The following is a 10,351-nucleotide window of genomic DNA, read 5'->3' on the forward strand; positions in this document are numbered from 1 at the left end:
GTGCCGCCGTCGTCATCCGGGGAACGTGCCGAGGGGTACGGGAAGTTGGGGACCGCGGGGGTCAGACCGCCGGCCGCGGGGTCAGACCGCCGAGCCCGCCTTCCAGTCCGCCCAGCTCATGTTCCAGCCGTTGAGGCCGTTGTCCGGCTTGATGGTCTTGTCCGGGGAGTTCTGGACGACGACCACGTCACCGACGATCGAGTTGTCGTAGAACCAGGCGCCCGGCTGGTTCGGGTCGCCCGCGCCCTTGACGTCGTTCAGGCCCACGCAGCCGTGGCTGGTGTTGGCGCTGCCGAAGATCGAGTCCGGGCCCCAGTAGTTGCCGTGGATGAACGTGCCCGAGGTGGACAGCCGCATCGCGTGCGGGACGTCCTTGATGTCGTACTCGCCCTTGCCGTCGTCGTCCGTGAAGCCGACGGTGGCGCCGTTCATCCGGGTCTCCTTGAACTTCTCGGAGATCACCATCTGGCCGTTGTACGTCGGGTTCTCCGGGGAGCCGGCCGAGATCGGGATGGTCTTGACCACGTTGCCGTTCTGCGTGACGGTCATCGTCTTCGCCTTGGCGTCGACGGTGGAGACCTGGTTGCGGCCGATCTGGAAGGTGACCGACTTCTGCTGCACGCCGAAGACGCCGTCGGCGCCCTCGACCCCGTCGAGCGCCAGCTTCAGGGTGACGGTCGAGTTCTCCTGCCAGTACTGCTCGGGGCGGAAGTCCAGGCGCTGGGCGTTGAACCAGTGGCCGACGACCTCCTGGCCGCTGCTGGAGTTCACGGTGATCGCGGACTGCACGGCGGCCTTGTCGGTGATCGCCTTGTCGAAGTTGATCGACACCGGCATGCCGACGCCGACCTTGGAGCCGTCCTCGGGCGTGAAGTTGCCGATAAAGCTGTTGGCGGGCGAGACCGTGGTGAACGAGCCGTTCTCGTGGGCCTCACGGCCCTTGGCGTCCTTGGCCGTGGCGGAGAGCACGTACTTGGTGGCCCGCGCCAGCCTGGCCTCCGGCTGCCAGCTCTTGCCGTCGGCGGCCATGGTGCCCGCCACCGCCTCGCCGGCCGAGGTCTTCAGCTCGACCTTGGTCAGCGTGCCGTCGCTGACCGTGACCTTGGTGGAGGAGTTGATGCCGACGTTGGTCGCGCCGTCCTTGGGGGTGATCTCTATTCGGGCCTGCGAGGAGTCCTTGGCGGCCGCCTCGTCCACCTGAGCCTGTGACTTCTTCGAGCTGTCGCCGCCGCCCTTGCCGTCGCCGTCACCACTGCACCCGGACAGCACCAGGGCGCCGCCGAGCAGTGCGGACGCGGCCATCAGGCCTTTGCGCCGCTTGCTGTCCGTGATCACACGCTTCTCCATCGTTGCCGAATCCCCAAAACCCCGACGCAGGGCCGCGCTCGGACAGCGTTTCCCTGCCAATCCCTTACAACTCAGAATGAGTCCCGGCGGTTCCGCATCCAGTCGGATGTGGGGAACACCACTACCCATTCTCCTCCTCGTCGAGATCCCACTCGACCGAGTCGGGGTCGTACGCGATGGGCTCGCTGCTCCAGGAAGCCTGTGCGAGCTCCACCCCGGGCACCTCGCCGACCAGATCGAAGGGATCCACCAGGTACGCGAGGGCCTCCGCCTCGTCTTCCCGGACGGCCGCCCGGGCATGCGCGCGTTCTTCGTCCGGCATGAACTCGTCCTGCGCGATGCGTTCGAGCGCCGCGCCGGTGAGTGCGTCGAAGTCGGAGATCTCCAGTACCAGATCAACCTGAAGCCGGACAAACCGTGATGTCTCTGAAGTGCTCATGCGACGGAGCGTAAGGCTCTGCGGGGCCCCGGCTTTCCCGCGACCCGCTGCTTTCACTAGCATCGGCGCACACGGCCAATTCACTGCTGCCACAAGGGGGATCGCTCCGTGTCCGCACGCCGACCGCTGCTGACCGCCACTGCCGCGGGCACACTTCTGTGCGCCCTGTGGTTCGTCCCGTCGGCCAACGCCACGGCGGAGACCGACCAGGCGGCCCCCCGGCAGGCACCGGCCGCGTCTTCTTCCGAGGAGCAGCTCTCCCTCGCCGACACGGGCAGCGTGGACACCACGCCGTATCTCGTCGGCGGCACGGCCTTCCTCGGGCTCGGCGCGGGGTTCGTGGCCTTCTCGATGCGCCGCGCGCGTCCCTTCTGACACCTAGGGGGTGTCCGGCCGTACCCGAAAGGGCCGCCGAACCCGAGATCGGGTAGGGCTGCCCTTTCGGGTACGGCACGCAGGCCGGTACGACCGTCAGGCCAGCGGGCCGGTGACCGGCTCCACCGCCGCGACGAGCTTTCCGGCACGTACGAACGCGTCGGCGGCCGCCAGGTCGGGGGCGAGGAAGCGGTCCGCGCCCGGGCCCTCGACGCCGGCCTCGCGGACGGCCTTGATCACGGCCTGGCTGGCGGGCGAGGGAGTCAGGCCGGTACGCAGCTCGATGGCGCGCGTCGCCGCGTACAGCTCGACCGCGACGATCCGGGTCAGGTTGTCGATCGACGTACGCAGCTTGCGCGCCGCCGACCAGCCCATGGAGACGTGGTCCTCCTGCATCGCAGAGGACGGGATGGAGTCGGCGGAGGCCGGGACGGCGAGCCGCTTCATCTCGCTGACCAGGGCGGCCTGCGTGTACTGGGCGATCATCAGGCCGGAGTCGACGCCGGGGTCGTCCGCGAGGAAGGCCGGCAGCCCGTGCGAGCGGTTCTTGTCGAGCAGGCGGTCGGTGCGGCGCTCGGCGATGGAGCCGAGGTCGGCGGCGACGATGGCGAGGAAGTCCAGGACGTACGCGACGGGCGCGCCGTGGAAGTTGCCGTTCGACTCGACCCTTCCGTCGGGCAGGACGACGGGGTTGTCGACCGCCGACGCCAGCTCGCGGTCCGCGACAAGGCGGGCGTGCGCGAGGGTGTCCCGGCCGGCGCCCGCGACCTGCGGGGCGCAGCGCACGGAGTACGCGTCCTGGACACGCGGCGCGTCGTCCTGGTGGTGACCGGTGAGGCCCGAACCGGCCAGCACCCGCAGCATGTTGTCGGCGCTGGCGCCCTGGCCGGGGTGCGGGCGGATGGCGTGCAGTTCGGGGGCGAGGACCTTGTCCGTGCCGAGCAGCGCCTCCAGCGAGAGCGCGGCGGTGATGTCGGCGGAGGTGTAGAGCCGGTGCAGGTCGGCGAGGGCCATGACCAGCATGCCGAGCATGCCGTCGGTGCCGTTGAGGAGGGCGAGGCCCTCCTTCTCACGCAGCTCGACGGGCTGGATGCCGTGGGCGGCGAGCAGTTCGCCGGCGGGCCGGACGACGCCGTCGGGGCCCTCGGCGTCGCCCTCGCCCATGAGGGTCAGCGCGCAGTGCGAGAGTGGCGCGAGGTCGCCCGAGCAACCGAGCGAGCCGTACTCGTGCACGACGGGGGTGATGCCCGCGTTGAGGATGTCCGCCATGGTCTGGGCGACGTGCGGCCGTACGCCGGTGTGGCCGGAGGCCACGGTCTTCAGCCGCAGGAACATCAACGCGCGCACGACCTCGCGCTCGACGCGCGGGCCCATGCCGGCGGCGTGCGAGCGCACGATGTTGCGCTGGAGCTGGGCGCGGAGCTCGGGGCTGATGTGCCGGGTGGCGAGGGCGCCGAATCCGGTGGACACCCCGTAGACCGGGTCGGGCTTGGCGGCGAGCGCGTCGACGATCTCGCGGGCGGCGGCGAGGGCGGCCACGGCCTCCTCGGACAGCTCGATGCGAGCGTTGCCGCGGGCCACGGCGATGACGTCCTCTGCGGTGGTTCCGGACGTCCCCACCACGACAGTGTGCATATCCATATTCAGCAGCGTACGGATTGAATCGCAACCTGTCACTACCCGATCGTGTCACTACCGGATCCGGGACTGGCCCCTTACCCACTGATACCCCTCGGGGCACCCGCCGGGTACGTCTCAGGGCCGGGTGGGCGGGGTTCCCCGGCCACGGAAGCGGCGGCGCTCCTGGGTGCCGCTCGGCGGCGCGTCCGCGAGCCGGACGACGGCGCCGTCCCGGCCTGCCACCACCGGTTTCGGTGACCGCGCGGCCTTGGCCTTGTACTGGGCGGCGTCGGCCAGGCGGAACAGCCGGCGGGCCGAGTGCACCGGCCCGATCGGGTCACCGGTCGAGGCGACCCCGCAGGCGACCCCCTCACCCAGTTCCAGATCGGCCGCCCGGGTGCACAGCTCCTCGGCGACCGCGACCACCTCGTCGGCCGTGGGCCCGGCGGACAGCAGGCAGAACTCGTCGCCGCCCAGGCGCGCGGCCAGGGCGCCCGGCAGCCGCGCGCCGCAGAGCGAGAGGACCGAGCCGAAGCGCTCCAGCAGGCGGTCTCCCGTCGCATGGCCGAGGGAGTCGTTGACGCGCTTGAGGCCGTTGAGGTCGCACACCATCAGGCTGACGACCGTGCCGTGCACCCGGTGCAGCTCCAGCGACTCGTCGAGCCTTATGTCCACGGCCCGCCGGTTGGCCAGCCCCGTCAGGGGGTCGGTGAAGGCGAGCCGGCGCGCCTCCTCCAGGCGTTCCGTCTGGGCCAGCCCGGCGGCGATGACGGCCGCCAGGACCGTCGCGAAGTCCGCGTCCGCGGTGCCGAACACCGGCCTGCCGGTCGGGCGGGCGACGTACAGCTCGCCCCACGCCCGCCCGTGCAGCACGATCGGCGCGACCACGCAGCTGCCGCGGCCGCGCCGACGCAGGGCGGCGACGCGCTGGTGGCAGTACGGGCCGGCGCCGATCCGCTCGCCCTCGGCGGTCTCCACCCAGGCGTGCGGCCCGCCACCGCCGGCCCACTGCTCGTGCAGGAATTCGGTGATCTCGGGGAAGTCGTGCACGGGGTACGACTCCTCCTGGGGGAACTCCTCCTCCCCCGGGGTCCGCTCCCCCTCGTTCACCAGGACGCGCAGTCGCCCGCGCTCCCGCTCCCAGGTGGAAATGGCGGCGAAGCAGCCGTCCATGGCGACGCGGGCCCCGCGCGCGGCCGCGTGCACGGCTTCACGCGGAGTATGCGCCGCCGCCATGGCCTGCGCGAGGCCCACCACTGCTCGGAGCCGCCCGTCAACGCCCATCACCCCAGGTTAGGGAGTTTTGCCGGGTTTTGGTCGATTGATGGCCCATACGGTCATCCGCCCGAGCGCGATCACCCTCCGTCACTCAGGCCCCGCGCACCCCAGCCGTCCCACGCGGCTCGGGCTTCACTCACCCGGCCACTGAGGCTTGCGCTTCTCGTTGAACGCGGCCACGCCCTCGGCCCGGTCGCCCGAGAAGGCCACCGACCGCCATGCCGCGTCCTCGACCTCCAGCCCCGCCCGCAGGTCCAGCCCGTGCCCGAGCCGCAGCGCGCGCTTCGCGGCCCGCAGGCCGACCGGGGAGTTCCCCGCGATGCGTGCGGCAAGGGCCAGCGCCTCGTCCCGGTCCCGGCCCTCGTCCACCAGCTGGTCGACCAGTCCCAGGTCGCGCGCCTCGTCCGCGGCCACCCGGCGCGCGCTGAACACCAGCTCGGCCGCGCGGGCGGCGCCGACGCGCCGCGGCAGCAGCTGGGTACCGCCGCCGCCCGGGATCACGCCGACGGACACCTCGGGCAGCCCGACGACGGCCGTACGGTCGGCCACGATCAGATCGCAGGCCAGCGCCAGCTCGAAGCCGCCGCCCAGGGCGAACCCGTGTACAGCGGCGACGGCCGGCATCGGCAGTTCGAGCACACCGGTGTAGGCGGCCCGGGCCGTGGGCCGCTGCCGGACCAGCTCGGCGTCGCTGAAGGAGTTGCGCTCCTTGAGGTCGGCGCCGACACAGAAGGCGCGCTCGTGGGTGGAGGTCACGACGGTGACGCGTACGTCGCGGTCGGCGCCCAGCGCGTCGCAGGCCGCCCCGATGGACCGCGCCATCTCGGTGGACACGGCGTTCATCGCCTTGGGCCGGTCGAGCACGAGCTCGGCGACATGCCCCTCCTCGTGCCGCCGCACAACGACGAACTCCCCGAACCGCTGCTCGCTCATGACGCCCTCCCGGTTAACGATCGTTGACCGGGATCATAGGCGGCCCCCCATGCCCCGACGCGAGGCGCCGGGGAACGGGGGGACAGGTCACGGCTAGGGGCGGCGGGTGAGCAGCCAGGGCTCCACCACGCCCAGGCCTCGCACCGGGCGCTGCCACATCGGCTGGAGCGCGAAGCGGTACGTCGGCGCTTCCTCGCCCGCCTTCTCCGCCAGCTCCGCCGCCGCCGCGGCCTCCGCCTCGGAGGTCGGCGCGTCTCCCGTACGGCTCAGTTCCTCCGCGAGCGCCCCGTCCACCAGCACCGCGTTCTTCGGCGCTATCGAGGTGAGCCTGCTGGCCAGGTTGACGGTCGTGCCGAAGACGTCGCCCATGCGGGTCGTCACCGTGCCGAACGCTATTCCGACGCGCAGCTCCGGCATGGTCTCGTCGTTTCTCATCGTCTCGATGAGCCGCAGCGCTATTTCCGACGCCGTCCCCGGGTCGTCCGCCGCGTACAGCACCTCGTCGCCGAGGGTCTTGATCAGTCGGCCGCCGTGCGCGGCGACCAGGTCCGCCGCCGTGGTCTCGAAGGCCTCGACCAGTTCGCCGAGTTCCTCCTCCTCCAGCCGCCGGGTCAGCCGGGTGAAGCCGACCAGGTCCGCGAAGCCGACCGCGAGCCGGCGGTCGACCATCTCCTCGTCGTCCGCGGCCTGGACGACGCGGCCGGTCGCCGCCGCCAGCTGCCGCCGCCAGACGTAGACCAGGAACTCCTCCAGCTCCGGCAGCAGCAGCTCGACCAGCGGGTACGTGACCTCGGTGCGGGTCATGCCCGGCTCGGGCGGCTCGGTCAGCCCCTCCAGGAAAGAGTCGATCTGCCATTCGGCCAACCGGGCGGTGGTCTGTCCGGTGGACCGGGCCACCTGCACCGCCATCGGCTCGCTCAGCAGCCCCGCCTCCACCAGACCTGCGAGGCGCCGCAGGGCGAGCACGTCCGCCTCCGTCAACGCCTTGGCCTGGCCGATGTCCGCGAAGCCCATGGCCCGCCAGAAACGGGACGCGAGCTCCATGGAGACGCCGGCCGTGCGGGCCGCCTGAAAGGCCGTGTAGCGGCGCTCGGCGCCCAGGATCAGGTGTTCGAGCCGGATGGCGAGCGGGTCGGCGGTCGGCTCGACCGTGTGGTCGACGGCGTGGTGCGGCGGGTGCTGGTGGACCCCACTGCCGCTTCCGCTGCTACCACTTCCGCTACCGCTGCCACTGCCGCTGGTGTTGCCGCTTCCGCTGGGAGAGGGCGTGCCCGCGCCGGAACCCGTGTCATCGACGGTCACCTACCGCCTCCTGCCCGTTCCCTGCGCACTGCCCTGCCGATCTGTCGCGGATCGTCTAAACCATACGGCAGGTGTGCCGTAGCTCACTCCTTCATCTCACGGCGACCTCATGCGGGTCTCACGGCCGTCTCATGAGTCAACGGACCGCAGGTGCACAATGTCCCCCGCTCCGACCGGCTCCTGCACCCCGGCGCCGGTCGCCAGCACGAGCCGCCCGTCCGCGTCCACCGCCACCGCCTCGCCGGTCAGCGACCGCCCGCCCGGCAGCTCGGCCCGTACGGTACGGCCGAGCGTCGCGCAGCCCGCCGCGTACGACTCCTGCAGCCGGCTGAGGTCCGGGTCGCCGCCGGCCTCCCGCCACTCGCCGTACCACTGCTCCAGCGACCGCAGCACCGCCCGCAGCAGGGTGTCGCGGTCCACCGACACCGCGCCGGCCAGCGCCAGTGAGCCCGCGCCGGGCACCGGCAGCTCCTGCGCGGTCAGCGAGACGTTCAGGCCGATGCCGATGACAACGCCTCCCCCGGTGCCGCCGGCCCGCTCGGCGAGGATGCCGCCGGCCTTGCGCTCCTCCCCCTCCACGGCGACCAGCAGGTCGTTGGGCCACTTGAGGGCCGTGTCGACACCCGCCGCGCGGGACAGGGCCGTCGCGGTGGCGACCCCGGCGAGCAGCGGCAACCAGCCCCACCGTTCGACGGGTACGTCGGAAGGCTTCAGCAGTACGGAGAAGAACAGCCCGGACCGCGCGGGCGCCGACCAGTCGCGGTCGAGCCGGCCGCGGCCGGCGGTCTGCTCCTCGGCGACGAGGACGGCCCCCTCCGGGGTCTGCGCGGCCCGGGCCGCCAGGTCGCTGTTGGTGGAACCGGTGGTCTGGACGATGTCCAGCGCGGTCCACAGCCCGCCCGGCCGGAGCAGGCCCCGGCGCAGCGCGGTGGTGTTGAGGGGCGGCCGGCCGAGGTCGGACCAGCGGCTGTCTGGAGCATCCTGGGGCGTCATGCAAGCCACATTAGGTGTGGCAAACGACGCACTGCCGAGCGCCATGCACGCCGATACGCTACGTGGCAGTAGCCATCCGGTTGACCAGGCAGGGAGCCGCATCCCGATGTCAGAGTCCGAGATCGCCAAGCGCGATGTAGACATCCACACGACCGCGGGCAAGCTCGCGGATCTGCAACGCCGCATTGACGAAGCGACGCATGCGGGCTCCGAGCGCGCCGTGGAGAAGCAGCATGCCAAGGGGAAGTTGACGGCCCGTGAGCGGGTCGCGCTGCTCCTGGACGAGGGGTCCTTCGTCGAGCTGGACGAATTCGCCCGGCACCGCTCCACCAGCTTCGGTCTGGAGAAGACCCGACCGTACGGAGACGGTGTCGTCACCGGCTACGGCACGGTCGACGGCCGCCCGGTCGCCGTCTTCTCGCAGGACTTCACGGTCTTCGGCGGCGCGCTCGGCGAGGTATTCGGCCAGAAGATCATCAAGGTGATGGACTTCGCCCTGAAGACCGGCTGCCCCGTCATCGGCATCAACGACTCCGGCGGCGCCCGCATCCAGGAGGGCGTCATGGCCCTCGGCATGTACGGCGAGATCTTCCGCCGTAACACCCATGCCTCCGGCGTGATTCCGCAGATCTCGCTGATCGTCGGCCCGTGCGCCGGCGGCGCGGTCTACTCCCCCGCGATCACCGACTTCACGGTGATGGTGGACCAGACCTCGCACATGTTCATCACCGGCCCGGACGTCATCAAGACGGTCACCGGCGAGGACGTGGGCTTCGAGGAGCTGGGCGGAGCCCGCACGCACAACACCACCTCCGGGGTGGCGCACCACATGGCGGGCGACGAGAAGGACGCGATCGAGTACGTCAAGTCGCTGCTGTCCTACCTTCCGTCGAACAACCTGTCCGAGCCGCCTGCCTTCCCCGAGGAGGCGGACCTCGACCTCTCGGACCTCGACCGCGAGCTGGACACGCTCATCCCGGACAGCGCCAACCAGCCGTACGACATGCACACGGTGCTCGAACACGTGCTGGACGAGGGCGAGTTCCTGGAGACCCAGGCCATGTTCGCGCCGAACATCGTCACCGGCTTCGGGCGGGTCGAGGGTCACCCGGTGGGCATCGTCGCCAACCAGCCGATGCAGTTCGCCGGCTGCCTGGACATCAACGCCTCGGAGAAGGCGGCACGTTTCGTCCGTACGTGCGACGCGTTCAACGTGCCCGTGCTGACCTTCGTGGACGTCCCCGGCTTCCTGCCCGGCGTGGACCAGGAGTACGGCGGCATCATCCGGCGCGGCGCGAAGCTGATCTACGCGTACGCCGAGGCGACCGTCCCGCTGATCACGGTGATCACGCGCAAGGCGTTCGGCGGCGCGTACGACGTCATGGGCTCCAAGCACCTCGGCGCCGACCTCAACCTGGCCTGGCCGACCTCGCAGATCGCGGTGATGGGCGCGCAGGGCGCGGTGAACATTCTGCACCGGCGGACCATCGCGGCCGCCGAGGATCAGGAGGCCACCCGCGCCGAGCTGATCACGGACTACGAGGACGCCCTGCTCAACCCGTACACCGCGGCCGAGCGCGGCTACGTCGACGCCGTGATCATGCCGTCGGAGACCCGGCGGCACATCGTGCGGGGGCTGCGTCAGCTCCGCACAAAGCGGGAATCCTTGCCTCCGAAGAAGCACGGCAACATCCCGCTCTAGGAAGGGGCGCTCACATGATCAAGGTCGTCAAGGGCAACCCGACCCCGGAGGAGCTCGCCGCCGCCCTGGCGGTGGTCCAGGCGCGCGCCGCGGCGCTGGCGAACTCGGCCGTCGGCGCGCCCCGGATCCCGGACGAGTGGGCGGCCCCGGCACGGGTGGCCCGCCACCGGCTGCCACTGCCGGGCCCGCGCGCGTGGGGCCGTACCTACTGGCCGGGATAACCGGTAGTTCACTCGCCGGTAACTAGTCCGTAAGCACGGTGGGGGGGGGGGGGGGGGGGGGGGGGGGGGAGGAGGGAGGGGGGGGGGGGGAGGAGGGGGGAGGGGGGGGGGGGGGGGGGGGGGAAGGAGAAGAGGAAAGAG

10 protein-coding genes are annotated in these 10,351 nt (G+C 71.4%); 3 read left to right on the forward strand and 7 right to left on the reverse strand.

Annotation, left to right across the window (positions count from 1 at the left end; all coding sequences use genetic code 11):
* Positions 1-81 precede the first annotated feature (81 nt).
* Together ACWV17_RS32110 and ACWV17_RS32115 are read right to left on the reverse strand one after the other, a co-directional pair.
* Positions 82-1,347, reverse strand: coding sequence for a L,D-transpeptidase (locus ACWV17_RS32110; protein ID WP_455362431.1), 1,266 nt, complete (start codon positions 1,345-1,347; stop codon positions 82-84).
* 121 nt (positions 1,348-1,468) lie between these two features.
* Complete coding sequence (locus ACWV17_RS32115) at positions 1,469-1,786, reverse strand: hypothetical protein (protein ID WP_455352827.1); 318 nt, start codon at positions 1,784-1,786, stop codon at positions 1,469-1,471.
* A gap of 108 nt (positions 1,787-1,894) precedes the next feature.
* On the opposite strand from ACWV17_RS32115, the gene ACWV17_RS32120 reads away from it, so the two are divergent.
* The gene (locus ACWV17_RS32120) at positions 1,895-2,161 is read left to right on the forward strand and encodes a hypothetical protein (protein WP_455352828.1); all 267 of its coding nucleotides are present in this window, start codon (positions 1,895-1,897) and stop codon (positions 2,159-2,161) included.
* A gap of 96 nt (positions 2,162-2,257) precedes the next feature.
* On the opposite strand, the gene hutH is transcribed toward ACWV17_RS32120, so the two are convergent.
* The 5 genes from hutH to ACWV17_RS32145 form a co-directional block, all read right to left on the reverse strand.
* Positions 2,258-3,796 (reverse strand): histidine ammonia-lyase, encoded by a 1,539-nt coding sequence (hutH, locus tag ACWV17_RS32125; RefSeq protein WP_455362436.1) that lies wholly within the window; start codon positions 3,794-3,796, stop codon positions 2,258-2,260.
* Between the two features lie 120 nt (positions 3,797-3,916).
* Positions 3,917-5,065: a diguanylate cyclase domain-containing protein gene (locus ACWV17_RS32130; protein ID WP_455362432.1), complete on the reverse strand. Its 1,149-nt coding sequence runs from the start codon at positions 5,063-5,065 to the stop codon at positions 3,917-3,919.
* A 126-nt stretch (positions 5,066-5,191) separates the two neighbouring features.
* Entirely contained in the window at positions 5,192-5,992 is an 801-nt protein-coding gene (locus tag ACWV17_RS32135) for an enoyl-CoA hydratase/isomerase family protein (RefSeq protein WP_455362433.1), read from the reverse strand.
* 93 nt (positions 5,993-6,085) lie between these two features.
* On the reverse strand, positions 6,086-7,294 hold the full coding sequence (locus tag ACWV17_RS32140) for an adenylate/guanylate cyclase domain-containing protein (protein WP_455352831.1): 1,209 nt from the start codon (positions 7,292-7,294) through the stop codon (positions 6,086-6,088).
* Positions 7,295-7,423: 129 nt separating this feature from the next.
* A complete protein-coding gene (locus ACWV17_RS32145; RefSeq protein ID WP_455352832.1) occupies positions 7,424-8,287 on the reverse strand; it encodes a biotin--[acetyl-CoA-carboxylase] ligase in 864 nt (287 codons plus the stop codon).
* Between the two features lie 106 nt (positions 8,288-8,393).
* On the opposite strand from ACWV17_RS32145, the gene ACWV17_RS32150 reads away from it, so the two are divergent.
* Together ACWV17_RS32150 and ACWV17_RS32155 are read left to right on the forward strand one after the other, a co-directional pair.
* On the forward strand, positions 8,394-9,989 hold the full coding sequence (locus tag ACWV17_RS32150) for an acyl-CoA carboxylase subunit beta (protein WP_455352833.1): 1,596 nt from the start codon (positions 8,394-8,396) through the stop codon (positions 9,987-9,989).
* Between the two features lie 14 nt (positions 9,990-10,003).
* A complete protein-coding gene (locus ACWV17_RS32155; RefSeq protein ID WP_455352834.1) occupies positions 10,004-10,210 on the forward strand; it encodes an acyl-CoA carboxylase epsilon subunit in 207 nt (68 codons plus the stop codon).
* The last annotated feature ends 141 nt before the right edge of the window (positions 10,211-10,351 follow it).

This window comes from Streptomyces mabaensis (genome assembly GCF_053763515.1).

Excerpts from the sequence above, each read along its gene's own strand:
- ACWV17_RS32110 (WP_455362431.1), bottom strand. The coding sequence starts at position 1,347 with ATGGAGAAGCGTGTGATCACGGACAGCAAGCGGCGCAAAGGCCTGATG.
- ACWV17_RS32115 (WP_455352827.1), bottom strand. The coding sequence starts at position 1,786 with ATGAGCACTTCAGAGACATCACGGTTTGTCCGGCTTCAGGTTGATCTG.
- hutH (WP_455362436.1), bottom strand. The coding sequence starts at position 3,796 with ATGCACACTGTCGTGGTGGGGACGTCCGGAACCACCGCAGAGGACGTC.
- ACWV17_RS32130 (WP_455362432.1), bottom strand. The coding sequence starts at position 5,065 with ATGGGCGTTGACGGGCGGCTCCGAGCAGTGGTGGGCCTCGCGCAGGCC.
- ACWV17_RS32135 (WP_455362433.1), bottom strand. The coding sequence starts at position 5,992 with ATGAGCGAGCAGCGGTTCGGGGAGTTCGTCGTTGTGCGGCGGCACGAG.
- ACWV17_RS32145 (WP_455352832.1), bottom strand. The coding sequence starts at position 8,287 with ATGACGCCCCAGGATGCTCCAGACAGCCGCTGGTCCGACCTCGGCCGG.
- ACWV17_RS32150 (WP_455352833.1), top strand. The coding sequence starts at position 8,394 with ATGTCAGAGTCCGAGATCGCCAAGCGCGATGTAGACATCCACACGACC.
- ACWV17_RS32155 (WP_455352834.1), top strand. The coding sequence starts at position 10,004 with ATGATCAAGGTCGTCAAGGGCAACCCGACCCCGGAGGAGCTCGCCGCC.